The following is a 26,124-nucleotide window of genomic DNA, read 5'->3' as shown; positions in this document are numbered from 1 at the left end:
TATACGTTACACGTATAAGTGTTTTAACACTGCGCCCGCTACCACCGCAAGCAGGGCTGGTAAAGAATAGCGACACACCCGAAATGAGGAACTGCATATGAACACCAGCACCCTAACCCCAGCCGTCAGCCGTTGGGTCATTTTTATCCTCGCCATTGGCGCAGGATTTAGCGTCGCCTCCATCTATTATGCCCAGCCGCTGCTGCCGCTGATGGGTACCGACCTGCATCTCAGCATTGAAGGGATGGGGATGGTGCCAACGCTCACCCAGGCAGGCTATGCGCTGGGGATCCTGTTCCTCCTGCCGCTAGGCGATCGCTATGACCGTCGCACCCTGATAGTGGTAAAAAGTATCGCCCTGGCGGGGCTGCTGCTGGCCTGTAGCCTGACGGGGCAGATTCACTCCCTGCTGTTGGTCAGTCTGCTGATTGGGATGGCGGCCACCATGGCGCAGGATATCGTTCCGGCGGCGGCTATTCTTGCCCCGGCAGGCAAACAGGGGAAAACCGTCGGGACGGTCATGACCGGCCTGTTGCTGGGGATCCTCCTCTCCCGTACGGTAAGCGGCGTGGTGGGTGAAGCCTTCGGCTGGCGTGTGATGTATCAGCTGGCGGCAGGTAGCATTGCGGTCCTTGCCGCAGTCATGTGGCTGATTCTGCCCCGCTTCGCGGTTCCTTCGAACCTGCGTTATCCGGAGCTGATGCGTTCCATGGCGCACCTGTGGCGTCGCTACCCGGCTCTGCGCCGTGCCGCCCTGGCTCAGGGCTTCCTCTCCATCGCCTTTAGCGCCTTCTGGTCTACGCTGGCGGTAATGCTGATGGAACACTATGGGCTTGGCAGCGCAGTTGCCGGAGGATACGGCATTGCTGGTGCTGCAGGTGCCCTGGCCGCCCCGCTTGCAGGTGGTCTGGCCGACAAACTCGGTGCCGGTAAAGTCACCCAGCTCGGTGCCGCGCTGGTGACCGTTTCTTTCGCCCTGATGTTCCTGATGCCCGCTCTCGGCGTACAGGGCCAGTTAGTCCTGATTGCGGTCTCCGCGGTGGGCTTTGATCTCGGCCTGCAGTCAAGCCTGGTCGCTCACCAGAATCTGGTTTATGGTCTGGAGCCGCAGGCACGTGGCCGCCTCAATGCCCTGCTCTTCACCGGCGTGTTTATCGGGATGGCGCTGGGTTCAGCGCTGGGTAGTCAGCTGTATACGATGGCAGGCTGGCCGGGCGTGATTGCTCTTGCGACGGTGACGGCAGGCGTGGCGCTCGTTATTCGTCTCACCGAAAGCGCACGTACCCAAACCTCAGTAATGCAGAATTCCTGAAAAAAAAAGCCCAATCCGCGAAAACGGGTTGGGCATACAGAACATAACCAGTTTCAAGTCATGTCCAAAGGTCAAGTCAGTTATTTATTAAGCTGGAACAGAGACATACCCTGCATATCGCTGAACGCTTTATAGGACGCCTGAAGCGCAGCCTGCTGCATGGTGTAGGATGAAATCGCTGAGTTCCAGTCTACTTCCACCAGATTACTCATCTGGGTTGATTGACCTAAAGCACGGTCACTCCCCAGCGTATCGAGCGACTCCAGCTCCTTCAGTTTGGTCCCCAGATCGGCACGCACGGTCAGCACGTTATCCAGCGAATTACGTAAGCCGCGGTTTGCCTTATCAATATCAGCAGCAAACTGGTCAGCCTTCGTCTGATCGCCTTCCACGGGCACTTTCAGCGCTGCAATCGCGTTATCAAAAATTTTAAACAGATTCTTTTCTGCCGTGCTACCAGCAGGTTCTGGCGCCGCATTGCTGGTAAAGGATTCAAACACTTCGCTGCCGGTATGGCTAATCTGCATGGTACGTGCAGAATCAACCTGCTGGCTGATTGGCGTTGAACCGCCTGAATAGGTCCCGGTAGCCTGATCGAACGCAACCGCGTCAGTTTTATAACCGGCAAAAATATAACGTCCGTTGCCATCGGTACTGTTTGCCAGGTTCATCAGCTGATCGCGGATACCCTGCAGATCGGTAGCGAGCGAGTTGCGATCGCTGTCACTTAGCGTGCCGTTACCGGCATAGACAATCTTTTCCTGCGCCGACTGCAACGCCGTGGTCACCTGACCCAAAATATTCTCTTCCAGCGACACTTTCTGCGTGGCGAAAGAGCGGGCCAGGGTGTACTGGCTGTTCTGCGCCTGCGCCTGGGACAATACCACGGCCTGCGACGCGGCGATCGGATCGTCTGAAGGACGGTTAACACGTTTGCCGGTGGACATCTGCTCACCATAACTCAGCCACTTGCTCTGGGATTCGGTAACCCCACGCATGTTCTGCTCATACATCATCTGGGTACTGATACGCATCGTTGACCTCGGCCTTAGCGGATATTAATTAACGCGTCGAAAAGCGTGCTGGCAGTTTGCAGCACCTGGGCATTAGCCAGGTAGTACTGCTGGAAACGCTGCAGGTTGCCATACTCTTCATCGAGGTTAACCCCGGAGATCGACTGCTGTTGGTTGCTTAGCTGCGTCGCCACGTTTGCCTGGGTGGTGCTGCTGGTTTTCAGCGTCGCGGTTTTGCTGCCAACGGTACTGACCAGAGAGGCATAGGAGTCGTTAAAGGTTTTGTTGCCGCCGACCACTTTGCTGCTTTGCAGATCCAGCAGCGCCTGCCCGTTGCGGTTATCACTTTCGCCACCTTCAGCGTCAGAAGCGAGAGCCAGTTTTGACTCATCGCTGATCGCCACGTCCATATTCACAATGGCGTTAACGACGGGCTTGATAACAAAGCTGTCTTTATTTTTTGCCGCACCCGATACGTTGACCGTCAGGCCATCGAAGGAGAGGTTCCCCTTACCGTCATTGGTGGCGGTGACCGTGGTTTTATCCGAGAGGCGGGTGATCTTCCAGCTGCTGCCGTCAAACTCCATCTTGTAGTCGGTGGCCTGTACTTTGGCGCTGTCTGCAACGTTGACCTTCGCGGTGACGGAGGCCGAACCGGTATTTTTGGTGTTGCCCAGCACCGCCGGGGCACCGATATCAAATAATTCGCCGCCCTCTTTGCCTTCAGGATCAAAGCCCTTCTGGTGCTGGGTGTTCATCGCGTTAGCAAAAGAGAGCGCCAGCTGGTTAAGGGTGTTGCGGGCAGCGTCGAGTTCTTCGGTACGGAAGGTCAACATTCCGCCCAGCGAGCCGCTGGTCATCAGTTTTTCCGGGATCTCGACCGGGCCTGAGGTGCCGTCAACAAACGCCACCGTGGTACGGGACGGATCGGCGCTGGACTTTACGGCCGCCAGCTGATTGGCGGTACTGCCCTGGACCAGGTTGTAGCCATTGCCGAAGGAGACGTTATAGGTGCCGCTGTCCTGGACTGCGACTTCAACCCCCACGATCTGGTTCAGCTCGCTGACCAGCTGGTCACGCTGATCGAGCAGGTTGTTCGGGGAGGCCCCGGCACCCACGCCGGTCAGGCGGGAAATCTGGTCATTCAGGTTGGCAATCTGCTTAGCGTAGTTGTTGATCTGATCAACGCTGGTGCCAATCGCGGTATTGATCTGCTTATCCTGATCGCGCAGGTACTGATCGTTCACCTTGAACTGGTTCACCAGGCCATCGGCCTTGCCCAGCACCGTCTGGCGCGCAGCCGGATCTTCGGCATTGCTGACCAGGGTCTGCAGGCTGCTGAAGAAGTCCTGCAGGGTGGTGGCGAGGCTGTTGGTGCTGCCGGACAGAATGTCGTCAATTTTGGACATCTGCTGGTAACGGGTAGTCAGGGCGCTGCTCTGGTTCTGTGCGGCGCGCAGCTGGTTGGTGATGAATGAATCATATTCGCGCTGTACCCCGGAGACATACACGCCGTTGCCAACCCAACCACCGCCGGTCAGGGTGCTGTTTGAGGCGCTCAGCACCGTGGTCTGACGGGTATAGCCCGCCACGTTGTAGCTTGAAATGTTATTACTGGCGGTATTCAGCGCAGCCTGTGCCGCGCTGAGGCCACTCATGGCGCTGTTGATCAAACTGGACATGGGGGTTCCTTTTATACTTTCAGACACGAGTCCTGCTGGAGATTATCGGCAGACCCCAGCCGGACTTGAGAACTTTTCAGAACAGATTTTCGATATCGTTGCTGTACGCTTTGCTGACTTTCTCACCCATCGCTTTAAGCTGCTGGATCATGCTGGTCAACTTGCGGGCGTACTGCGGATCGGTGGCGTAGCCCGCTTTCTGCAACGCTTGTGCGCCCTGCTCTGCCGTTGCGGCCTGGGTTACTGCCGCATAGCGTGGGTTACGACTCAGCACCCCGACATAGTCTGAAAGCGCTTCCAGATAGGAGCTGTAGACGCGGAACTTAGCCTTAACCTTCTTCGCTTCACCGTTTTCATATTCGGTGGTGGTGATCTCGGTGGTTGGCCCTTTCCAGCTTCCCGAAGCCTTCACGCCAAAGATGTTGAAGCTCGGATCGCCGTTTTCACGACGGATCTGCCGTTGCCCCCAGCCGGATTCCAGCGCCGCCTGGGCCAGAATCAGGTGATGCGGCACCCCGCTCTGCTGGCTGGCAAGACGCGCCGGCAGCGAGAGCTGAGCCAGGAAGTCTTTGCTGTCGCCGGTAAGCGGCTCATCGTTACTTTCTGGCGCTTTCGGCACGGCTTTACGCACCATCTGCGTCAGGGCCTGGTTTTGATAGCTGGTCACTTTTTCCAGATCGAACTTCATCGGCACCTGCTGCGGTGCCTCTTCCGGCGGCACGCCCTGGGCGGCCGCCATCTGCTTAACGATCACATCGGCCAGCCCCAGCCCTTTGCCGGAAGTCATCTGCTGCGCAATCTGCTGGTCATACATGCTGGTGTACAGACGCGTTGAGTCGCTGCTGAAGATACCGTCTTTCGGCAGCGCCTCACGCATGCTTTTCAGCATCATCTGGACAAACATCCCTTCCACCTGGCGGGCCACCGGGCGGATATTCCCCGCCGGATCTTTGCCCGCTTTGGACTTCAGTTCGTTGAGCGACTGGGTATCCCAGGCCGCGCTGCTCAGCAGTTTGCTATCGGTCAGCATCAGATAATTTCCACTTTGGCGCGCAGACAGCCCGCGCTCTGCATGGATTGCAGAATCGACATCAGATCGATCGGGGTTGCGCCCAGCGCATTCAGCGCCCGCACCACGTTGTTCAGGTTGGCGCTGGAGCGCACGCTCTGCAGCGAACCTCCGCTCTGACGCATATCAATCTGGGTCTGCGGCGTCACCACGGTTTCGCCCCCGCCAAACGGCGTGTCCGGCTGGCTGACGTTAGCCGTGCGGTTGACGGTCACCGAGAGGTTGCCCTGCGCGACGGCACAGTTATCCAGCGTCACTTCACGGTTCATCACCACCGAACCGGTACGGGAGTTGATGATGACTTTGGCATCCTGCGGCGTGACGTTCACCTCCATGTTCTGGATATCCGCCAGCAGGCGAACCTGATTGCTGCCTCCGCTGGAGACGCGGATCTGCACAGTGCGGGCATCCAGCGCCGTGGCGCTGCCATAGCCGCGGCCACGGTTAATGGTGTCAGCGATCTGCTGCGCCATGGTGAAGTCGTCCTGATTCAGCTGCAGGTTGATGGTGTTGCCGGACCCGAACTGAGTCGGCAGTTCACGCTCAATGATCGCCCCGTTGGTAATACGGCCGCCGTTAAGCTGGTTAACCTGCACGCTGCTGCCGCCTGCGGACGCACCTGCCCCGCCGACCAGAATGTTACCCTGGGCGAGAGCATACACCTGGCTGTCCACCCCTTTCAGCGGGGTCATCAGCAGCGTACCGCCGCGCAGGCTCTTGGCGTTACCCATGGAGGAGACCACCACGTCGATAGTCTGCCCCTGGCGGGAAAAGGCCGGGTAGGAGGCGGTGACCATCACCGCCGCCACGTTTTTCAGCTGCATGTTGGTCCCGGCCGGCACCGTGATGCCGAGCTGGGAGAGCATGTTGTTCAGGCTCTGAGTGGTGAACGGGGTCTGCGTCGTCTGGTCACCCGTGCCGTCCAGCCCCACCACCAGGCCGTAACCGATCAGTGAGTTTTCCCGCACGCCCTGTACGCTTGTGAGATCGCGGATACGGTCGGCCTGGGCAACGGTTGCCACCAGCACCAACAGGATCCCGAAGAGGGATTTAAACATAGGTCACCTCGCTTACATCGGTGATAAATTAAGGAAGAAACGCTGCAACCAGCCCATATTCTGCGCTTCATTGATATAGCCGTTGCCGACGTATTCGATGCGCGCATCGGCCACCTGGGTGGACGGTACGGTGTTGGAGCCGCTGATGGTGCGAGGGTTAACCACACCCGAGAAGCGAATGAACTCAGTGCCTTGATTGATGGCGATCTGTTTTTCACCCACGACATGTAAATTGCCGTTCGCCAGCACCTGGTCAACGGTCACCGTCAGGGTGCCGCTAAAGGTGTTGCTGGCATTGGCACCGCCTTTACCGTTAAAGGAGTTGCCGCCAGAGGTCTCGACGTCGGCACGGGCATTACCGAAGAGACCTTCGAGGTAACGCGGCACAGTATCGAAGCCAAAATTGGTCTTCCCGTCGCGGCTGGCATTCGCGGACGAGCTCTTGCTGGCGCTGACGTTTTCCTGAAGCTGGATGGTCAGCGTGTCGCCGATATTACGCGGGCGACGGTCTTCAAACATCGGCTGATAACCGTAATTAATCGGCTGCGCTGTCTGGAAAATAGAGCCATTCGCGACCGGCGTCGGGCCAGGAATGGGTTGGGCGGAAGTCGCACCCTGCACCAGAGGTTGAGACGGTACCCAGGCGCAACCGGTAAGGGTAACGGCCAGGAGGGTCACTATCGGATAACGAATCGCCGCGAGTTTTTGCATTGCCTTCATCTTCGAAAACAGGGAGCCGGTACGGCGTGAACCGCACCGGACTGCACCTTAGAGTTGCGTCAGTTTCTGCAGCATCTGGTCGGTCGTCGACACTGCTTTACTGTTAATTTCGTACGCACGCTGAACCTGGATCATATTCACCAGCTCTTCCGCGACGTTGACGTTTGAGGTTTCCACATACCCCTGATACAGCAGACCTGAACCGTTCAGACCCGGCGTGCTCTCGTTCGGCGCACCGGAGGACTGGGTTTCGATGTACAGGTTCTCACCGATGCTTTCCAGACCGGTGTCGTTCATAAAGGTGGTCAGGTTAAGCTGGCCAACCTGTACCGGTGCAGCCTGGCCCTGCTGGGTCACACTTACGATCCCGTCACGCCCGATGGTAATGCTCAGGGCGTTAGCCGGAATGGTGATCGCTGGCTGTACCTGGAAACCGCCCGCCGTCACCAGCTGGCCGTTCTGATCCACCTGGAACGAGCCGTCACGGGTGTAGGCCGAAGTACCGTCAGGCAGCTGCACCTGGAAGAAGCCCTGGCCTTTGATCGCCACGTCTTTGCTGTTGTTGGTCTGGGACAGGTTGCCCTGGCTGTGCAGACGCTCGGTCGCCACCGGACGAACACCGGTACCAATCTGCAGACCGGATGGCAGCGTGGTCTGTTCAGACGACTGCGCACCCGGCTGGCGGATGGTCTGGTAAAGCAAATCTTCGAAAACTGCGCGCTGACGTTTAAATCCATTGGTGCTGACGTTCGCCAGGTTGTTGGCGATGACATCCATATTGGTTTGCTGCGCGTCGAGGCCCGTTTTCGCGATCCATAAAGAACTGATCATAAGAAGTCCTGTTAACTCATTGACAGCAGTTGGTTAGCTTTGCCCGCGTTTTCATCAACGCTGGAGATCACCTTCATCTGCATTTCAAAACGGCGCGCGCTGGCAATCATGTCGGTCATCGCCGCCACCGGCTTAACGTTACTGCCTTCCAGCACGCCAGACATGACGCGAATGCTCGGGTCAGCCTGTAAGGTCGCGCCACGGGTGGCCTGCGCCGCCTGGGTCAGACGGAACATACCGTCGTCGCCACGCTGCACTTCGCTGCCTTCAGCTTTGACCAGCTTCAGGCGGCCAACCGGTGCCACGGTGTTCGGCGGATCGCCCGGGTTCAGGGCCGAGATGGTCCCGTCTGCCGCGATGGTGATCTCCGAGCCTTCCGGCACGGTGATGGGACCGCCTTCGCCGATAACCGGATGTCCCTGGATGGTCAGTTGCCCGACCGCATCCACCTGGATGTTCCCGTTACGGGTGTAGCCTTCACTGCCGTCGGCCGTTTGCACCGCCAGCCAGCCGTCCTGCTGCAGCGCCACGTCGAGCGGGCGCGAGGTGTAGTCCATCTGTCCTGGCGTCATGTCGGCGCCCGGCGTGGATGCCGTGACCAGCGTACGCGTCGGCAGGGAGAGCCCTTCCACCGGGACGGCGCGCATGGCATTGAGCTGCGCACGAAAACCCGGCGTCGAGGCGTTCGCCAGGTTGCTGGCGGTGACGGCCTGCTGATTGAGCGTCTGGCTGGCGGCGCCCATCGCGGTATATATTGCGTGATCCATTAAGCTATCCCGTCAGCCACTTAGCGGAGGTTAACCAGCGTGTTGAGGATCTGGTCCTGGGTTTTGATGGTCTGCGCATTCGACTGATAGTTACGTTGCGCGACGATCATATTGACCAGCTCTTTACTCAGGTCGACGTTGGAGGCTTCCAGCGCGCCGTTGGTCAGGGTACCGAAGTTACCGGAACCCGCGGTGCCCAGCAGCGCCACGCCCGAAGACTGGGTAGCAGACCAGACGTTGTTCCCTTCAGACTGCAGACCTTCGTTGTTGGCGAAGTTCGCCATCACGATCTGACCCAGCACCTGGCTCTGTTCGTTGGAATAGTTACCTACCACGGTACCGTCATCGTTGATCTGATAGCTCACCAGGTCGCCCGGCTTGTAGCCGTTCTGGTTGGTCGCCACGATGTTGTTCGCCCCGGTGTTCTGCTGCATGGAGTTCAGGAAGCTCAGGGTAAAATCTACCGACTCCGCGCCGCTCAGCGGATCGGTAGTCACGTTGATAGACGGGTTAGCATTTTTGGTGGCGCTCAGCGCACCGGTGGTGGGATTGTACTCGTAGATACCTTCCAGATTACCGTTGCCGTCGAAGTTCATCTGCGCGGTTTTGGTGATCTTACCGTTAGCAGCACTGCCGTCCTGGGTATAGAGATCCCATTTGTTGTCTGCCGTTTTCACGTAGTAGACATACATGTTGTGGGCGTTACCCTGGTTGTCGTAAACGGTAATGGTGCCTTTCTTGTTGAAGCTGTCTGAATCCGGGTTGGCGTTGGTGACATCAAACGGAATGGTCGGCACGCTGTCGGTGGAGTTCAGGTTAATCTGCTGCGCAGCGGTGCTGGTGGCTTTTGCCGACATCAGGGTGTTTGGAATGTTGATCGCCTGCGGGTTGGCACCGGTCTGCACCGTTGGCGGGCTACCTGCTGCCGGATAGCCGGTCAGCTGCAAACCCTGCATGTTCACCAGGTTGCGGTTTTCGTCCATGCTGAACTGGCCGTTACGGCTGTAATAGACCGAACCGTTGCTGTCGAGCATGCGGAAGAAGCCGCTCTGGCTGATAGCCACATCCAGGCCACGCCCGGTGTTGGTGGTGGTACCGTCTGAAAAGTCCTGGGTGATCCCGGCGACTTTAACGCCCAGACCCACTTTGGAACCGGCGAACATATCTGCGAACGACGCGCTACCGGACTTAAAGCCATAGGTCGCGGAGTTGGCAATGTTGTTACCAATGACGTCGAGGTTAGTGGCTGCAGCATTCAGGCCGCTGACCGCTTGTGAAAAGGCCATGAGTTACTCCTGGTAATGGTTTTAAATAATCTGCCGAACTTCGTCGAGCGTGGTAGTACCGTATGTGCCGAGATCCAGCGTGTTACCGCTGCTGCTGCGGATCACGCCCTGCACCATGGCAAACTGCAGTGGCTGTGCCACCAGCTGCGTGCTGCCGCTACTGGCGGAGATGGCCACGTTGTAAGAACCGTTTGGTGCCGTGGTGCCGTCGGTCAGGGTCCCGTCCCAGGTAAAGGTGTGAACACCCGCTTTCAGCTCGCCAATATCAATGGTACGCACCACCGCACCGTTCTTATCGGTGATGGTGGCGGTCACTTTGTCCGCGCTCTGCTGCAGCTCCACACCAAACGGGGTGGTTGAGGTGGTCGTCGAGCCTTCGGCACCGCTGGTACCTGCCAGAACGGTCGAACCCGGGATCATCACGCCATGGCCAATCAGCGTGCTGGCCTGCATCGACTGGCTGCTGTCGATCTGCCCGGAAATGGAGCCCAGCGTGGTGTTGAGTTTCTCGATGCCGCTCACCGTACTGATCTGCGCAAGCTGCGTGGTCAGTTCGTTATTCTGCATCGGGTTGGTCGGATCCTGGTTTTTCAGCTGCGCAACCAGTAGCGTCAGAAAGCTGCCCTGGAGATCGGAAGCGTTGCTTCCGGTAAGCGAGCTGCTGCCGGTGGCGCCGCTGACGCCAGTAGCAGTCGATCTGTCATTAACATTTACGGCAATGGACATTGATCTCTCCTTTACTGGCCCAGAGTGAGCGTTTTAAGCATCATGGCCTTCACGGTGTTCAGGACTTCTACGTTGGCCTGGTAGCTGCGGGACGCCGACATGGTGTTCACCATCTCACCGACCACATCCACGTTTGGCATTTTGACGTAGCCACTGGCGTCGGCCAGCGGGTTGCCCGGCTCGTACACCAGTTTGTCCGGTGCCTGGCTTTCAATCACGCTGGCCACTTTGACCCCGCCGGTTTGCGCACCCGGTGCTGCATCCACCTGGAACACCACCTGTTTGGCGCGGTAAGGTTGACCGTCCGGGCCCGCCACGCTGTCAGCGTTCGCCATGTTACTGGCGGCGACGTTCAGACGTTGGGACTGCGCGGTCAGCGCGGAACCCGCGATATCAAAGATATTGAGTAAGGCCATTACTAGTTGCCTCCCTGCAGAACGTTCATCATGCCTTTAATCTGCCCGCCGAGAACGGTCAGTCCCATCTGGTACTTGAGGCTGTTATCGGCGAACTGCGTACGCTCCCGGTCCATATCGACGGTGTTGCCGTCGAGGGATGGCTGATCGGGGATGCGATAAAGTAAATCGGTATTCGGTGTCGTCACGGTCTCTGCCGGAATATGGCGTGCAGAGGTCAGCGCAAGGGCGACACCGCTATTTTCGGCCCGACCACGCTCCATCACTTTCTTTAATTCACTGGAAAAATCGATATCGCGCGCCTGAAACCCGGGGGTATCGGCGTTAGCGATATTGGCGGCCAGAATCTCCTGACGCTGGGCGCGTAAGTTGAGCGCTTCCTGCTGAAAACGTAGCGCGGCGTCGAGTTTATCGAGCATGTCTCCTCCGCTGATGGCAAAATTTCAGTGGATAGCTTAAATCTCAACCCGTCTCCGTCATCGACGGAATAAGCGCAAAATGCGTCGCTATTTATTGCGTTGATGCCCACCCGCTACAGGTAGAATCCTGCTCATTCTGTAATCCGACGGTAACGGGCGATATGGCACTTAAACGTGGTTTGACCGCAATCCTGCTCCTCTGGAGCGCCTCCACTCTGGCGCAGGATCTTGATGCCCAGCTGACGGCGTTTTTTGCCCAGCGTCTGGCAGGGTATAGCGATGAGGTTTCGGTGCAGATCCGCACGCCTGCCACCATGCTGCCCTCCTGTGAAACACCCGAATTCAGCGTCCCTGGAAACACCAGGCAGTGGGGCAACGTCAGCGTCACGGCACGATGTGACAATGAAAAACGGTTTATACAGGTTGCAGTTCAGGCGACGGGCGATTATGTTGTCGCGTCCCGGAACATCCCACGTGGTGCGGCCTTGCAGCCGGGTAGCGTTGCGCTGAAGCGCGGCAGACTGGATCAGCTGCCTCCGCGCACGATGCTGGATATTAACCAGGCGCAGAATGCCATTAGCTTGCGCGATCTGGTGCCCGGGCAGCCTCTGCAACTGTCGATGCTGCGCCAGGCCTGGCTCATTAAAGCCGGACAGCGGGTAATGGTGATCGCCAGCGGCGAGGGCTTTAGCGTTAACAGCCAAGGACAGGCGCTGAACAATGCGGCCGTGGCGCAAAACGCCCGCGTCAGGATGACCTCAGGCCAGGTCGTGAGCGGCACCGTCGATTCTGATGGGAATATTCTGATTAACCTATAATCTTTTTAAAGATTATGCGGCGACTGCCGATAAATCATTAACAAGTGATAATGTCAGGCGCTAACGCCGCCAACCCTCGATGAGGACAACACAATGAGCATTGATCGTACATCGCCCCTGAAGCCGGTTAGCACTGTACAACCTCGCGAACTGAATGAGACTGCGACGGCAAAACCGCGCCCGCAAAAATCGGCCGCGGCTAACAGCACCAGCGTTACGCTGAGCGATGCCCAGGCGAAACTGATGCAGCCGGGCAGCAACGATATCAACATGGAACGTGTTGAAGCGCTGAAAACCGCGATCCGTAACGGTGAGCTGAAAATGGACACCAGTAAAATCGCTGACGCGCTGATTCAGGAAGCGCAAAGTTTCTTAGAGTAATCGCCGTATGAGTCGTCTGACGGAAATTATGGATCAAATGACGGTCGTCTTAAACGACCTGAAAACGGTGATGGACGCCGAGCAACAACAGCTCTCTGCCGGGAATGTGAACGGCAGCGCGCTGCAGCGCATTACAGAAGATAAAAGCTCCCTGCTGGCAACTCTGGATTATCTGGAGCAGCAGCGCCGTACCGAACAGTCCGCGCGCCAGAGTGCCAATGATGATGTCGCCGATCGCTGGCAAACTATTACTGAAAAAACACAGCGTCTGCGCGATCTCAATCAGCATAACGGCTGGTTACTCGAGGGGCAAATCACCCGCAACCAGCAGGCGCTGGACGTGCTGAAGCCGCATCAGGAGCCGGCACTGTACGGTGCCGATGGCCAGACTTCCAGCTCACGCAGCGGCGGGAAGAAGTTTTCGATTTAATTGTTGTGAGACAGACAGAAAAAGGGGAGCACCGACAGGCGCTCCCCTTTTTTGGCTTTACGCCGTGCGGCGGGCGAACTCTTTCACCTTAAAGCCCAGCACCGCGAGAGTCGCGAAGTAGGCCACGACGCCCACCACCACCACCGCCATCAGGCGCAACAGACGATAAGGCATGGTGCCCAGCGACCAGTCAGGCATCACGTACAGCATGCCCACCAGCGCTGCGGCCATCACCAGCACCGCAATCACCAGACGTAACAGGAAGCTCGCCCAGCCCGGCTGCGGGGTAAAAATCTGCTGCTTTCTCAGCTGCCAGTAGAGCAGCCCAGCATTCAGACAGGCTGCCAGACCGATGGAGAGCGACAGGCCGGCGTGCTTCAGTGGGCCAATAAACGCCAGGTTCATCACCTGGGTCATGATCAGGGTCACGATGGCAATCTTCACCGGCGTCTTGATGTCCTGGCGCGAGTAGAAGCCCGGGGCCAGCACTTTCACCACAATCAACCCCATCAGCCCGACGGAATAGGCCACCAGCGCCCGCTGGGTCATCAGGGCATCGAAGGCGCTAAATTTACCGTACTGGAACAAGGACACCACCAGCGGTTTCGCGAGGATCCCCAGCGCCACCGCGCTCGGCAGCGCCAGCAGGAAGCAGAGGCGTAACCCCCAGTCCATCAGACGACAGTACTCATCCTGGTTGCCGCTGGCGAAGCTGCGTGAGAGTGACGGCAGCAAAATAGTGCCCAGCGCCACCCCGAGTACCCCGGACGGGAACTCCATCAGGCGATCGGCGTAGTACATCCAGGAGACGGAACCGGAGACCAGGAAAGAGGCGAAGATGGTGTTGATGATCAGCGAAATCTGGCTCACCGAGACGCCAAGAATGGCCGGGCCCATCTGCTTCACCACCCGCATCGCCCCGGCATCGCGCAGGTTAATGCGCGGCAGCACCAGCATGCCGATCTTTTTCAGGTGCGGCAGTTGGTACGCCAGCTGCAGCACGCCGCCCACCGTCACCGCCCAGGCCAGCGCCAGCACCGGCGGATGGAAGTGCGGCGCGGCGAACAGCGCAAAGCCGATCATGCTGACGTTGAGGAACGTCGGCGCAAACGCCGGGACCGAGAAGCGGTTCCAGGTGTTAAGGATCGCCCCCGCCAGCGACGCCAGCGAGATCAGCAAAATATAGGGGAAGGTGATGCGCAGCAGCTGTGAGGTCAGGGCAAATTTGTCGGCGGTATCGGCAAAGCCGGGGGCGGTGACCATGATCACCCAGGGCGCCGCCAGCATCCCGATTACCGTGACGATCGCCAGGGCGAGGGTCAGCAATCCCGAGACGTAGGAGACAAACACTTTCGTCGCGTCTTCCCCCTGCTTGCTTTTGTATTCCGCCAGAATGGGGACAAAAGCCTGGGAGAACGCGCCTTCGGCAAAGATACGGCGCAGCAGGTTAGGCAGTTTAAAAGCAACAAAAAAGGCGTCAGTCGCCATCCCTGCGCCAAAGACCCTTGCCACAATGGCGTCGCGCGCAAAGCCCAGCACGCGCGAAAACATGGTCATTGAGCTGACGGCAGCCAGCGATTTTAATAGGTTCATTAACGTGAATTTCCACTACCAGACGGCAAAACGCCTGCAAAGCAGGCGTGATTCTCGCCGGGTGGCGCTGCGCTTACCCGGCCTACAAGACAATAAAAGCGCCTAGTCTACTCGTAAAAAAACGAATTGCTATGGGCAGATGTTACAGCGGGTTATTCGCTCATGGCATCGCGCCAGAGCTTCTCCACGATACGCTGGGCGCGGATCGCCTGTTCACCCGCGGTTTCAGGAACCGTCTGATTTTGCACGCATTCGATGAAGTGACGCGCGCAGCCCGCAAAGCCGCGCTGTTCAAGAGTACTCTGCCAGCCCGGGATGGCCGGCGTAACGACCCCTGCGCCGCGCTCCTCACGCCACTCGCGCATGTCGGTGATGTCCAGCAGCGCGCCGTCCGTTACCGCCTGGATCCACTCGCGCTGGCTGCCCGCCCGGCGGTGCATGGAGGTGGTGATCTGCAGATTGCCCGCACTGAAATGGTGCTCGGCATAGACCATCGCCCCCTGCTCGTTGGTTTGCAGCGTGCCGCCGGTCAGTTGGGCATTATTGCCCGCCAGCCACAGGGCAGTGTCCACCACGTGCAGATAATCATCCAGCAGGGTAAAGCGCAGATCGTTGGGCCCGATGCTGTCGGCGCGGTGTTTATCCATCCGCAGCGAGGCCGCATCGTTCAGCTGCGGTTTCAGCTGCTGGTAGAGCGGCGCGAAGCGGCGGTTAAAGCCGACCATCAGGGTGAGCTTCTTCCGCGCAGCGAGCTCAATCAGGCGCTCGGCGTCGGCCAGGTTGTCAGCCAGCGGTTTATCGACGCAAACATGAACACCGGCCTGCAGCAGCTCGCTGACCACCTGATAGTGGGTGACGGTGGAGGTGTGGACAAAGACCACATCACACTCGCGGGCCAGATCCTGTAACGATGAATAATAAGGCATGCGTACGGACTTGCAGATCCTTAGCGCCTTATCCCGCGACGGCGACCAGGCGCCCTGTAACGTCCAGTCTGTCGCGGCGCTCAGCACCGGCAACCATGCTTTCTGCGCGATACCGCCCAGCCCTACAACGCCTACACGTAATTTTGCCACCGTTAATCCCCCAGATGTGCCAGCAGCGAATCGAGTCGCTGTTTCAATTCTCCGACTTCATTCTCCAGCGCCTCAACGCGGGCCAGCAGGGTTTCATCCGCAACCGGCACTGCGGCCTCTGACGTCGCAACAGAGGTATCAACCTCGCCGCTGAAGAGGTGCATATAGCGGCTTTCGCGCTTGCCCGGCTCGCGCGCCAGACGCAGGACAAAAGGCCCATCTTCCCGGGCAGCAAGCCCCTCAAGCGCCTGCTCTACCTCCTGCATATCGGCGAACTTGTGCATGCGCGCGGCTCGGGTACGCAGCTCGCCGGGCGTCTGCGCCCCACGCAGCAGCAGAGTGGCGATCAGCGCCACTTCGGCAGAGTTCAGTTTCAGGGCGCCAAACTCGGAGTTGCAAAAACGCTGCTCATATTTGGTGACGCGATTGCCAAAGCCGCTGACGGTGCGCAGATAGTGGCGTTTAACCAGCGCATCAAGCAGATCCTGCACCTCATGCTCGGCGAGGTTCATCACCGGTTCACGGTTGGTTTTCTGATTACAGGCCAGGGTCACTGCATTCACCGAGAGCGGATACTGTTCCGGCGTGGTGACCTGTTTTTCCAGCAGACAGCCAATGACGCGCGCTTCTGTGGCGGTTAATTGGTATTTCATCTCTGTTCCTTAGCGCCCCGCGCTCCACTCTTTGGTTGTTAGCGCCGTCAGGACATGATCGCGCCATTCGCCGTCAATCAGCAGATAGTCTTTGGCGTAGCCCTCTTTTTCGAACCCGAGGCGCGCCAGCAGATCCCCGCTGCGCTGATTGTGCGGCATGTAGTTGGCCATAATGCGGTGCATATGCTGGGTACGCTGCATATAGCGGATTGCCGAGGTTAAGGCCTCAAACATCAGCCCCTGCCCCTGCCATTTTTGTCCGATGGAGTAGCCCAGATAGCAGGCGTGAAACGATCCCCGCACCACGTTAGAAAAGTTGGCGATCCCAACGATCTCTTTCTCATCGGGATCGAGCAGGGCAAAATAGAACGCCGAACCCTGCTTGTGGAACTCGGCAATCATGCTCAGCCGGGCCTGCCAGCCGGAAGGATAACAGTGGCTTTCATCCCGCACGGGTTCCCAGGGTTTTAAAAATTGACGATTCTCGGCGTAGTAGTCCGCCAGACGCCAGGCATCACGCTCATGAACCAGACGAACCACCAGCCGGTCAGTCGTGAGGCGCACTTTCGGCACATTACTGCGATAGCCAAACATGGATACAACTCCTTCCTGTTACAACCTTGACCCGTTAGCTTTACTATACCTGCGCCGTTGCCGTCTGGGAAAACAGTGACATACCATTTTGAAGACTTTTCACATTTTTCGATGAAAAGCCTCAATCAAAGTACCCTTTTGATAAAAAAATATTGTCGCCTGCGCTGTGGGAAAAACTCCGGCGAAACCGCAGAATATTAGCGCGATTATCATCTTTATTCCCCTGGAGGGGAAATGTCCCGTATCTCACAGGCCCGGAGTCTGGGTAAGTACTTCCTGCTCGTCGATAACATGCTGGTTGTGCTCGGCTTTTTTGTCGTTTTCCCGCTTATTTCGATTCGCTTTGTCGATCAGATGGGCTGGGCGGCGCTGATGGTCGGCATTGCCCTGGGGCTGCGCCAGTTCGTTCAGCAGGGGCTGGGGGTGTTTGGCGGCGCAATTGCCGACCGCTTCGGCGCTAAACCGATGATCGTCACCGGCATGCTGCTGCGGGCGGCGGGGTTTGCCACCATGGCGATCGCCCATGAACCCTGGCTGCTGTGGGTCTCCTGCTTTATCTCCGGTCTTGGCGGCACGCTGTTCGACCCACCGCGCACGGCCTTAGTGGTCAAACTGATCCGCCCTCAGCACCGCGGACGTTTTTTCTCCCTGCTGATGATGCAGGACAGCGCCGGGGCGGTGGTGGGCGCGCTGCTGGGCAGTTGGCTGCTGCAGTATGATTTTCGTCTGGTCTGCGCCACGGGCGCGGTGCTGTTTATCCTCTGCGCGGCCTTCAACGCCTGGCTGCTGCCCGCCTGGAAACTCTCCACCGTCAAAGCGCCGGTGCGTGAGGGATTGGATCGGGTCTGGCGCGATAAACGCTTTATCACCTATGTGCTGACCCTGGCGGGCTATTACATGCTGGGAGTGCAGGTGATGCTGATGCTGCCGATCATGGTTAACGATGTGGCGGGCTCCCCGGCGGCGGTCAAATGGATGTACGCCATTGAGGCCTGTCTCTCCCTGACCCTGCTCTACCCCATTGCCCGCTGGAGTGAGAAACGATTCCGCCTTGAGCACCGCCTGATGGCGGGCCTGCTGCTGATGTCCCTGAGCATGCTGCCCATCGGGATGGTGAGTTCTCTGCAGCAGCTGTTTATGCTGATCTGCACTTTCTATATCGGCTCGATTATTGCCGAACCGGCCCGCGAAACCCTGAGCGCCGAGCTGGCCGACCCGCGTGCGCGGGGCAGCTATATGGGTTTCAGCCGACTCGGGCTGGCGATTGGCGGTGCGCTGGGGTATGCCGGGGGCGGCTGGTTGTTCGATGCCGGAAAAGCCTTCCACCAGCCTGAGCTGCCGTGGGTGATGTTGGCGTTAATCGGCGTGATCACCTTCTTTGCGCTGGGCTGGCAGTTCAGCCATAAACGCCGCGTGCCCGGCATGCTGGAGCCTGGCGCCTGATCGATACCGCAGACGGATATCAGTTTTTTCTGCTGGTCTGACTCACTCTCCCCTGACATACTGGCGCGTCAGGATTGAAGCGCTGACATTATGTCGAGGAAAACCATGAAGAAGATCGTTATTGCCACTGCGTTGATCGTCAGCGGCCTGCTGGTTGGTTGTAATCAGCTCACCCAGTACACCGTCAGTGAACAGGAGATCAACCAGGCACTGCAAAAGCGCAATAACTTTGCGAAAGATATTGGCGTTCCGGGCGTGGCGGATGCGCATATTGTCCTGAGCAACCTTGCCAGCCAGATTGGCCGCGAGGAGCCGAAAAAAGTGATGCTCTCCGGGGATGCCAGCCTGGACATGAACTCGCTGTTCGGCAGCCAGAAAGCCAATATCAAACTGAAATTAAAAGCGCTGCCGGTCTTCAATAAAGATCAGGGCGCCATCTATCTGCAGCAGATGGAGATCACCGACGCCGTAGTGTCGCCGGACAAGATGAAGCCGGTTCTGCAAACCCTGATGCCCTACCTGAACCAGTCACTGCAGAATTACTTTAATCATCAGCCGGCCTACATCCTGAGCGAAGATAACAGCAAGGGTGAAGCGCTGGCGAAAAAATACGCTAAAGGCATCGAAGTGAAGCCGGGTGAGATTGTTATCCCCTTCGTCGATTAACCTCCAGGGCGCTCCGGCGCCCTTTTTTTTGCGGAAAAGAGTGCAAACGAAAACGTTTCCCCCTATCCTTTGTGTCCGGCAAAAATCATCTCACTCAGCCGGAGCCTATCCATGACTGCACCATCCCAGGTTTTGAAAATTCGCCGCCCAGACGACTGGCATATCCATCTTCGCGATGGCGATATGCTGAATACCGTCGTGCCTTATACCAGTGAAATCTATGGCCGCGCGATTGTTATGCCAAACCTGGTGCCGCCCGTCACCACGGTCGATGCGGCGATTGCCTATCGCCAGCGCATTCTTGACGCCGTGCCTGCCGGTCACGATTTTACCCCGCTGATGACCTGTTATCTGACCGACACGCTCGATCCTAATGAGATTGAACGCGGCTTTAACGAAGGGGTCTTTACTGCCGCCAAACTCTACCCGGCCAACGCCACCACTAACTCCAGCCACGGCGTGACCAGCATTGATGCCATTATGCCGGTGCTGGAGCGTATGGAGAAACTGGGGATGCCGCTGCTGGTGCATGGCGAAGTGACCCATGCCGAGATCGATATCTTCGACCGTGAAGCGCGCTTCATCGACACCGTGATGGAGCCGCTGCGTCAGCGCCTGCCGGGTCTGAAAGTGGTGTTTGAGCACATCACCACCAAAGATGCAGCCGAGTACGTGCGCGATGGCAACGAGCTTCTGGCTGCCACCATCACCCCTCAGCACCTGATGTTCAACCGCAACCACATGCTGGTGGGCGGCGTGCGCCCTCACCTCTACTGCCTGCCCATCCTCAAACGCAATATCCACCAGCAGGCGCTGCGTGAACTGGTCGCCAGCGGCTTTGAGCGCGCCTTCCTCGGCACCGACTCCGCCCCGCACGCCCGTCATCGCAAAGAGGCCAGCTGCGGCTGTGCAGGCTGCTTTAACGCCCCTACGGCGCTGGCCAGCTATGCCCAGGTGTTTGACGAGATGAACGCCCTGCAGCACTTTGAGGCCTTCTGCTCCCTGAACGGCCCTCGCTTCTACGGCCTGCCGGTCAATGAAACCTTCGTTGAACTGGTGCGCGAAGATAGCAGCGTGGTGGATTCTATTGCGCTGACGGATGACACCCTGATCCCGTTCCTCGCGGGTGAAACCGTACACTGGACGGTAAAACGCTAAAAATTGTTGGCCCCCTGTTGTAAGTTCAATAATATAACTGTATAAATAACCAGTATATTACACAGGGGGCAACTATGCGTATCGAAGTGACCATTGCCAGAACAACTGCTTTGCCTGCCGGCGCGCTGGATGCGCTGGCGGGTGAATTATCCCGCCGTATAAATGACACCTTCCCCGAACGCGAAGGTGCTGTCACCGTGCGTTATGCCGGGTCAAACAATCTGTCGGTCATCGGTGGTGCCAAAGAAGATAAAGCGCGCATCAGCGAAATTTTACAGGAAACCTGGGAGAGCGCTGACGACTGGTTTATTACCGATTAATTTTATCCCTCTTTGTTTTTTTTGCCGGGTCGCCCCGGCTTTTTTTCGTCTGTTCAACGTTAGTACGAATAATCTGACTGACTTCCTCAAAAATCATCAGCAAGATGATGTTTTAATGTTCAAACAATCCTAAAACGCACAAATTTGTTGTGCTGCCTGTTTCTTTTTCCCTTCAGAAGCCTTATTTATTGATATACTGAAATTGCTTCAGAAAAACACGCATTGAACCTCACAGTCGTTGTCTTTTAACACGTATTCAGGGGGTTATGATGGAAAAGAATAATGAAGTCATCCAGACACATCCGCTTGTTGGCTGGGATATCAGCACTGTAGATAGCTACGACGCACTGATGCTGCGTTTGCATTACCAGACCCCGAATCACCCTGACACCGAAGAAGCGGAAGTTGGGCAAACGCTATGGTTAACAACAGACGTTGCACGTCAGTTTATTTCTATTTTAGAAGCCGGTATTGCAAAAATAGAATCCAGTGACTACCAGGCAAATGAGTACCGGCGACATTAATGTCATGTCTAAACCTCACCCAAAAAGGCACCTTACGGTGCCTCATTTATTTGGGCCTTGTATAACCGTCACGTCTTAATTACCCTGCTAAGCAACGAAACGCGTAAAGAGAATCTGATGAAATACGATTTAATTATTATTGGCAGCGGATCTGTCGGTGCAGCGGCAGGTTATTACGCAACACGCGCCGGTCAAAACGTCCTGATGATCGATGCCCATATGCCGCCCCACACCGAAGGAAGCCATCACGGCGACACCCGCCTGATGCGTCACGCTTACGGGGAAGGTGAACGCTATGTGCCGCTGGTTTTACGCGCGCAGGCGCTGTGGGATGAGCTGGCCGACATCAGCGGCGAACCGGTCTTCGAACGCACGGGGGTGGTCAATCTGGGACCGTCGGATTCCTCGTTCCTGACAACCGTTGAGCAGAGCGCCCGCCAGTTCAATCTTAATCTTGAGCGGCTGGACGCGGCGGCGGTGATGAAGCGCTGGCCTGAAATCCAGGTTCCTGAGGGTTATATCGGTCTGTTTGAGGCCGAGTCCGGGGTCCTGCGCAGCGAGCTGGCGATCAAAACCTGGATTGCGCTGGCGAAAGAGGCAGGCTGCGCGCAGCTATTTAACTGCCCGGTCACCGCGATTTCCCATCAGGACGACGGCGTCACCGTCGAAACCTCGGAGGGTCCATATCGTGCGGATCGCCTGCTGGTAAGCGCCGGTACCTGGGTATCGCGTCTGGTGCCCGGCCTGCCGATCCAGCCGGTGCGCAAGGTCTTCTCCTGGTTCCAGTCCGACGGGCGTTACAGTCATCAGAATCGCTTCCCGGCCTTTACCGGCGAACTGCCAGATGGAGATCAGTTCTACGGCTTCCCGTCAGAGAAAGATGCGCTGAAGATCGGCAAACACAACGGCGGGCAGGTTATCAACTCCCCGGAAGAGCGCAAACCGTTCGGTGCCTGGCCTGGCGACGGCTCCGAAGCATTCAAATTCCTGCGCAACGTGTTGCCGGGTATCGGCGGCCTGTTATACGGGGCAGCCTGCACCTATGACAACACGCCGGACGAAGACTTCATCATCGATACCCTGCCGGGCCATGATAATACGCTGCTGATCGCCGGCCTGAGCGGCCACGGGTTCAAATTTGCCAGCGTGCTGGGTGAGATTGCCGCGCAATTCTCACAGCAGATCGCCCCGCCGTTTGATCTCACGCCTTTCTCCCTGTCGCGCTTTAGCCGATAATGCTGTCAGGCTTCGGGTTGCCGAAGCCTTTCATCATCTCCATTACCGGTATCCTCATGCGTCGTATTGTTAATTATGTGGTCAATAATATTCGCGAGCATCTGATGCTCTATATTGTGCTGTGGTCGTTACTGGCGATCCTCGATATTCTGTACATTGTATTTTTCTGATGAGACATATTGACAAAAACTGACGATTCTTAAGATAACTATAATTTCACAATAAATTATTTGAACATCATAAAATCGTCATAACCCGCCTTAAATCAGCCTGTATCACAAAGTATTAACAGCTATATTGACCATCATTACTTATTTTGCTTCAAAATAATTGAACAACTAAAATTAATAATGAATATCTGTAAATATCATTTGCATTAATGTTTCCTCCACGCCATTTTGAGCGCTTACTTATTAATGACGGTATTCACAATGCAGGTGCGTAATTCCCCCACACGCTATGGCGTTATTTCCATGAGTTTACACTGGCTGATGGCTATTGCGGTGTATGGCATGTTTGGCCTTGGATTATGGATGGTGACCCTCAGCTATTACGATGGTTGGTATCACCAGGCACCAGAGCTGCACAAAAGCATCGGTTTTATGCTGATGCTGGCGCTGGTGGTGCGTCTGCTGTGGCGCCGTTTTTCCCCGGTGCCGCCGGCGCTGAAAAGCCAGTCGCGCGTCACGCGTCTGAGCGCCGCCGCCGCGCATTTTGCCCTGTATGCGGTGCTGTTCGCCATTCTCATCAGCGGCTATTTAATTTCCACCGCCGACGGCAAGCCGATCAGCGTCTTTGGCCTGTTTGAGGTCCCTGCCCTGCTGGCGGATGCCGGGGCGCAGGCCGATCTGGCCGGGACCGTTCACCTGTGGCTGGCCTGGGGCGTGGTCTCGTTATCTGCACTGCATGGTCTTGCGGCCATCAAACACCACTTTATCGACAAAGACGCCACCCTGACACGAATGTTGGGCAAAGCGTCACCTGACTCTGGAGCATAAAATGAAAAAAAGCATGCTGGGATTAACCTTAGGTTCTCTGCTGTTCACCACCGGCGCCGCGGTGGCAGCCGACTACAAAATTGATAAACAAGGTCAGCACGCCTTTGTGAATTTCCGCATCCAGCATCTGGGCTACAGCTGGCTGTATGGCACCTTCAAGGATTTCGACGGCTCCTTCACCTTTGATGAGGGTAATCCGGCGGCCGATAAGGTCAACGTGACCCTGAATACCAACAGCCTGGATACCAACCACGCCGAGCGCGATAAGCACCTGCGCAGCGCAGATTTCCTCAACGTGGCGAAATACCCGCAGGCGACCTTTACCTCGACCGAGGTGAAGAAGGATGGCGAGGGTCTGGATATCATTGGCGATCTGACGCTGAACGGCGTAACCAAGCCGGTTAAGCTGGATGCAAAACTGATTGGTCAGGGTGATGACCCGTGGGGCGGCAAACGTGCCGGGTTTGAAGCGACAGGCAAAATCCACCTGAAAGACTTTAACATCACCACCGATCTGGGCCCGGCGTCGCAGGACGTGGAGCTGATTATTTCGGTGGAAGGGGTACAGCAGAAGTAATGCCCTCGCCCGGTCAGCATGGCGCGACCGGGCAAGGTTACAGGGTTATTCCGGGTCAGGAATACCCAGGCGGGTGTTCAGACGCCCACGCGATTTATTAAAGATCTTATTGCCGTTCTCGCGGCCCGCACGGCGGCGGCGCTGCTCCTCTTCCGGCAACATACTCTCCTCGCTACACAGCTCGCTGCAGCAGCCGTTGAATTTCCCGGCGCAGGCAGGACACTGAATAAACAGCAGGTGACAGCCGTCGTTTTTGCAGTTGGTATGGGTGTCGCAGGCAGTGCCGCACTGATGGCAATGGGCGATCACATCGTCAGAGATACGCTCCCCCATCCGCTCGTCAAAGACGAAGTTCTTGCCGATAAAACGCACCGGCAGCCCCTGTTCACGCGCGCGACGGGCATACTCAATGATCCCGCCCTCGATATGCCAGACTTTATTGAAGCCCTGATGCTTCATGTATGCGCTGGCTTTTTCGCAGCGGATCCCCCCGGTGCAGTACATGACAATTTTCTTGTCCTTATGCTCCTGCATCATCTCAACCGCTTTCGGCAACTGCTCGCGGAAGGTGTCTGCCGGGATTTCAAGCGCGTTTTCAAAATGGCCCACTTCATATTCGTAGTGGTTACGCATATCGATAAACACGGCGTCGGGATCGTCGAGCATGGCGTTAACGTCGGCCGCTTTCAGGTACTCACCCACATCGCTGGCGTCAAACGTCGGGTCGTCAATGCCGTCGGCCACAATGCGTTCGCGCACTTTCAGGCGCAGCACCCAGAAAGATTTGCCGTCATCGTCGAGGGCAACGTTCAGGCGCAGGCCGTCCAGCGCCGGGTCAAAGGCGTACAGGAAGTCACGCAGGGCCTCGACGTTGCTTTCAGGCACGCTGATCTGCGCATTGATACCTTCGTGCGCCAGATAGATGCGGCCAAAGACGTTCAGGGCAGTTAACGCCTTATACAGTGCGTCACGCGTGGCCTGTGGGTTAACGACGGTGAAATATTTATAGAACGAGATCGTCGTGCGCGGCTCGGTTTCAGCCAACATGCGCGCTTTCAGCTCTTCGTTCGAAATGAGGTTGTGTAACACTGGCATGGTGTACGGTTCCTGCAATCGTAGTGAGAATGAAAATCGGGCGGCATCATATAGCAAACAATGAGAATTTACATCCCTTCATTTTGCGCTACATTTCATACCTCTTAATGCCCGGGCAATAACATTTGACGTTTTTATGAACATTCCGTTGTCATCCGTTTTGGATATGAAACGAATAATGCGACAATCTGCCGACAGGACGTATTAAAAACAGGAACGACATGACTCAATTACCTAAATTTTCCACTGCGCTATTACATCCTCGTTACTGGCTGACCTGGGCTGGCATCGGTTTATTATGGTTACTGGTGCAGCTGCCCTACCCGCTGATCTACCGTCTCGGCTGCGGCCTGGGTCGCCTGGCGATGCGCTTTATGTCCCGCCGCGCCTGGATCGCCCGACGCAATCTGGAACTCTGTTTTCCTGAGATGAGCGAGCAAGAGCGTCACGACATGGTGGTCAAAAACTTTGAATCCGTCGGCATGGGGCTGATGGAGACCGGGATGGCATGGTTCTGGTCCGATAAACGCATGGCGCGCTGGACCGAAGTGACCGGCACCGGCATGGAGCCCGTGCATCAGCTCCAGGCGCAGAAAACCGGCGTACTGCTGATTGGCGTCCATTTTCTGACCCTGGAGATCGGCGCGAGGATGTTCGGCATGCAGGCCCCCGGCATCGGCGTCTATCGCCCGAACGACAATCCGGTGATCGACTGGCTGCAAACCTGGGGCCGGATGCGCTCCAACAAGAGCATGATCGACCGTAAAGATCTCAAGGGCATGATCCGGGCGCTGAAATCCGGCGAAGTGATCTGGTATGCGCCGGACCATGACTACGGCCCGGGCGCCAGCGTCTTCGTTCCGTTCTTTGCCGTCGATGAAGCGGCCACTACCACAGGTACCTGGACGCTGGCCCGTCTGTCGCAGGCGGCAATTGTGCCCTTCGTACCGCGCCGCAAATCCAACGGTAAGGGCTATGAGCTGATGATGCTGGAACCAGAGTGTTCCCCACCGCTGGACGATGCGAAAACCACCGCCGCGTGGATGAATGAGGTGGTTGAGAAGTGCATCCTGCTGGCACCGGAACAGTATATGTGGCTGCATCGCCGCTTCAAAACCCGCCCTGAAGGCGTACCTTCCCGCTATTAACGTTGTGCCCTGCGGCCTCTCCGGCCGCACCACCCTTTTGACTTATCATGCTTTCCCGCATTGCAGCAACCATCACCCAGGCGCATAATTAGCAGGCTTATTACTTCTTTAAATG

At 57.1% G+C, this 26,124-nt stretch carries 30 protein-coding genes; 14 read left to right on the top strand and 16 right to left on the bottom strand.

The features are described 5' to 3' along the window. Positions 1-97: 97 nt before the first annotated feature. Complete coding sequence (locus tag ES815_RS18250; RefSeq protein WP_142489072.1) at positions 98-1,312, top strand: MFS transporter; 1,215 nt, start codon at positions 98-100, stop codon at positions 1,310-1,312. A gap of 80 nt (positions 1,313-1,392) precedes the next feature. On the opposite strand, the gene flgL is transcribed toward ES815_RS18250, so the two are convergent. From flgL to flgB, 11 genes are all read right to left on the bottom strand, one after another. Further along, positions 1,393-2,346 (bottom strand): flagellar hook-associated protein FlgL, encoded by a 954-nt coding sequence (gene flgL / locus ES815_RS18245; protein ID WP_142489071.1) that lies wholly within the window; start codon positions 2,344-2,346, stop codon positions 1,393-1,395. Between the two features lie 14 nt (positions 2,347-2,360). Further along, a complete protein-coding gene (gene flgK, locus ES815_RS18240) occupies positions 2,361-4,007 on the bottom strand; it encodes a flagellar hook-associated protein FlgK (protein ID WP_142489070.1) in 1,647 nt (548 codons plus the stop codon). Between the two features lie 76 nt (positions 4,008-4,083). Next, the gene (gene flgJ, locus ES815_RS18235; RefSeq protein WP_142489069.1) at positions 4,084-5,037 is read right to left on the bottom strand and encodes a flagellar assembly peptidoglycan hydrolase FlgJ; all 954 of its coding nucleotides are present in this window, start codon (positions 5,035-5,037) and stop codon (positions 4,084-4,086) included. Beyond that, positions 5,037-6,134, bottom strand: coding sequence for a flagellar basal body P-ring protein FlgI (locus ES815_RS18230; RefSeq protein ID WP_142489068.1), 1,098 nt, complete (start codon positions 6,132-6,134; stop codon positions 5,037-5,039). Before ES815_RS18230 ends, flgJ begins: the two co-directional genes overlap by 1 nt. A 12-nt stretch (positions 6,135-6,146) precedes the next feature. Beyond that, positions 6,147-6,845 carry a flagellar basal body L-ring protein FlgH gene (gene flgH / locus ES815_RS18225; protein WP_106992723.1) on the bottom strand — a complete coding sequence of 233 codons (699 nt, stop codon included), beginning with the start codon at positions 6,843-6,845 and terminating at the stop codon, positions 6,147-6,149. Between the two features lie 57 nt (positions 6,846-6,902). After that, on the bottom strand, positions 6,903-7,685 hold the full coding sequence (gene flgG, locus ES815_RS18220) for a flagellar basal-body rod protein FlgG (RefSeq protein ID WP_032617536.1): 783 nt from the start codon (positions 7,683-7,685) through the stop codon (positions 6,903-6,905). An 11-nt stretch (positions 7,686-7,696) separates the two neighbouring features. Next, on the bottom strand, positions 7,697-8,452 hold the full coding sequence (locus tag ES815_RS18215; protein ID WP_142489067.1) for a flagellar basal body rod protein FlgF: 756 nt from the start codon (positions 8,450-8,452) through the stop codon (positions 7,697-7,699). A gap of 20 nt (positions 8,453-8,472) precedes the next feature. Continuing rightward, positions 8,473-9,738, bottom strand: coding sequence for a flagellar hook protein FlgE (gene flgE / locus ES815_RS18210; RefSeq protein ID WP_142489066.1), 1,266 nt, complete (start codon positions 9,736-9,738; stop codon positions 8,473-8,475). A 21-nt stretch (positions 9,739-9,759) separates the two neighbouring features. Next, positions 9,760-10,464, bottom strand: coding sequence for a flagellar hook assembly protein FlgD (flgD, locus tag ES815_RS18205; protein WP_142489065.1), 705 nt, complete (start codon positions 10,462-10,464; stop codon positions 9,760-9,762). 11 nt (positions 10,465-10,475) lie between these two features. After that, entirely contained in the window at positions 10,476-10,880 is a 405-nt protein-coding gene (gene flgC / locus ES815_RS18200; protein WP_142489064.1) for a flagellar basal body rod protein FlgC, read from the bottom strand. 2 nt (positions 10,881-10,882) lie between these two features. Continuing rightward, positions 10,883-11,299 (bottom strand): flagellar basal body rod protein FlgB, encoded by a 417-nt coding sequence (gene flgB / locus ES815_RS18195; RefSeq protein WP_142489063.1) that lies wholly within the window; start codon positions 11,297-11,299, stop codon positions 10,883-10,885. A gap of 161 nt (positions 11,300-11,460) precedes the next feature. On the opposite strand from flgB, the gene flgA reads away from it, so the two are divergent. From flgA to flgN, 3 genes are all read left to right on the top strand, one after another. After that, positions 11,461-12,117, top strand: a complete 657-nt coding sequence (gene flgA, locus ES815_RS18190) for a flagellar basal body P-ring formation chaperone FlgA (RefSeq protein ID WP_142489062.1) — start codon at positions 11,461-11,463, stop codon at positions 12,115-12,117. Positions 12,118-12,210: 93 nt separating this feature from the next. Next, complete coding sequence (gene flgM, locus ES815_RS18185) at positions 12,211-12,498, top strand: flagellar biosynthesis anti-sigma factor FlgM (RefSeq protein WP_142489061.1); 288 nt, start codon at positions 12,211-12,213, stop codon at positions 12,496-12,498. Between the two features lie 7 nt (positions 12,499-12,505). Further along, entirely contained in the window at positions 12,506-12,928 is a 423-nt protein-coding gene (gene flgN, locus ES815_RS18180) for a flagella biosynthesis chaperone FlgN (protein WP_142489060.1), read from the top strand. Between the two features lie 57 nt (positions 12,929-12,985). On the opposite strand, the gene murJ is transcribed toward flgN, so the two are convergent. The 4 genes from murJ to rimJ form a co-directional block, all read right to left on the bottom strand. Further along, positions 12,986-14,521: a murein biosynthesis integral membrane protein MurJ gene (murJ, locus tag ES815_RS18175; RefSeq protein WP_142489059.1), complete on the bottom strand. Its 1,536-nt coding sequence runs from the start codon at positions 14,519-14,521 to the stop codon at positions 12,986-12,988. 152 nt (positions 14,522-14,673) lie between these two features. Continuing rightward, positions 14,674-15,597: a Gfo/Idh/MocA family protein gene (locus ES815_RS18170; protein ID WP_142489058.1), complete on the bottom strand. Its 924-nt coding sequence runs from the start codon at positions 15,595-15,597 to the stop codon at positions 14,674-14,676. 2 nt (positions 15,598-15,599) lie between these two features. Continuing rightward, entirely contained in the window at positions 15,600-16,250 is a 651-nt protein-coding gene (locus tag ES815_RS18165) for a YceH family protein (RefSeq protein ID WP_142489057.1), read from the bottom strand. 9 nt (positions 16,251-16,259) lie between these two features. Then, positions 16,260-16,844, bottom strand: a complete 585-nt coding sequence (gene rimJ, locus ES815_RS18160; RefSeq protein WP_142489056.1) for a ribosomal protein S5-alanine N-acetyltransferase — start codon at positions 16,842-16,844, stop codon at positions 16,260-16,262. A 234-nt stretch (positions 16,845-17,078) separates the two neighbouring features. Here rimJ and mdtH point away from each other — a divergent pair, with 234 nt between their 5' ends. From mdtH to ES815_RS18115, 9 genes are all read left to right on the top strand, one after another. Next, on the top strand, positions 17,079-18,287 hold the full coding sequence (gene mdtH, locus ES815_RS18155) for a multidrug efflux MFS transporter MdtH (RefSeq protein WP_142489055.1): 1,209 nt from the start codon (positions 17,079-17,081) through the stop codon (positions 18,285-18,287). A gap of 105 nt (positions 18,288-18,392) precedes the next feature. Then, positions 18,393-18,953, top strand: coding sequence for a lipoprotein (locus ES815_RS18150; protein WP_142489054.1), 561 nt, complete (start codon positions 18,393-18,395; stop codon positions 18,951-18,953). A 111-nt stretch (positions 18,954-19,064) separates the two neighbouring features. Further along, positions 19,065-20,111, top strand: a complete 1,047-nt coding sequence (gene pyrC, locus ES815_RS18145; protein ID WP_142489053.1) for a dihydroorotase — start codon at positions 19,065-19,067, stop codon at positions 20,109-20,111. A 74-nt stretch (positions 20,112-20,185) separates the two neighbouring features. Beyond that, complete coding sequence (gene dinI / locus ES815_RS18140) at positions 20,186-20,431, top strand: DNA damage-inducible protein I (RefSeq protein WP_142489052.1); 246 nt, start codon at positions 20,186-20,188, stop codon at positions 20,429-20,431. Between the two features lie 269 nt (positions 20,432-20,700). Beyond that, complete coding sequence (gene bssS / locus ES815_RS18135) at positions 20,701-20,955, top strand: biofilm formation regulator BssS (RefSeq protein ID WP_142489051.1); 255 nt, start codon at positions 20,701-20,703, stop codon at positions 20,953-20,955. Positions 20,956-21,072: 117 nt separating this feature from the next. Continuing rightward, positions 21,073-22,191 (top strand): N-methyl-L-tryptophan oxidase, encoded by a 1,119-nt coding sequence (gene solA / locus ES815_RS18130; protein WP_142489050.1) that lies wholly within the window; start codon positions 21,073-21,075, stop codon positions 22,189-22,191. Between the two features lie 56 nt (positions 22,192-22,247). Further along, positions 22,248-22,361, top strand: a complete 114-nt coding sequence (locus ES815_RS18125) for a YceO family protein (RefSeq protein WP_142489049.1) — start codon at positions 22,248-22,250, stop codon at positions 22,359-22,361. A gap of 261 nt (positions 22,362-22,622) precedes the next feature. Next, positions 22,623-23,189, top strand: a complete 567-nt coding sequence (locus tag ES815_RS18120) for a cytochrome b (RefSeq protein WP_142489048.1) — start codon at positions 22,623-22,625, stop codon at positions 23,187-23,189. A 1-nt stretch (position 23,190) separates the two neighbouring features. Then, positions 23,191-23,766, top strand: coding sequence for a YceI family protein (locus tag ES815_RS18115; RefSeq protein WP_142489047.1), 576 nt, complete (start codon positions 23,191-23,193; stop codon positions 23,764-23,766). A 45-nt stretch (positions 23,767-23,811) separates the two neighbouring features. Here ES815_RS18115 and ES815_RS18110 read toward each other — a convergent pair whose 3' ends face one another. Next, the gene (locus ES815_RS18110) at positions 23,812-24,861 is read right to left on the bottom strand and encodes a rhodanese-related sulfurtransferase (RefSeq protein WP_142489046.1); all 1,050 of its coding nucleotides are present in this window, start codon (positions 24,859-24,861) and stop codon (positions 23,812-23,814) included. A 221-nt stretch (positions 24,862-25,082) separates the two neighbouring features. Between ES815_RS18110 and ES815_RS18105 the strand changes: the two genes are divergently transcribed. Further along, on the top strand, positions 25,083-26,009 hold the full coding sequence (locus ES815_RS18105) for a Kdo(2)-lipid IV(A) acyltransferase (protein WP_142489045.1): 927 nt from the start codon (positions 25,083-25,085) through the stop codon (positions 26,007-26,009). Positions 26,010-26,124 lie beyond the last annotated feature (115 nt).

The organism is Leclercia adecarboxylata (assembly GCF_006874705.1).
Taxonomy (GTDB): domain Bacteria; phylum Pseudomonadota; class Gammaproteobacteria; order Enterobacterales; family Enterobacteriaceae; genus Enterobacter; species Enterobacter adecarboxylatus_C.
Note: the sequence above shows the minus strand (reverse complement) of the source record. Positions and strands in the feature narration are given on the sequence as shown.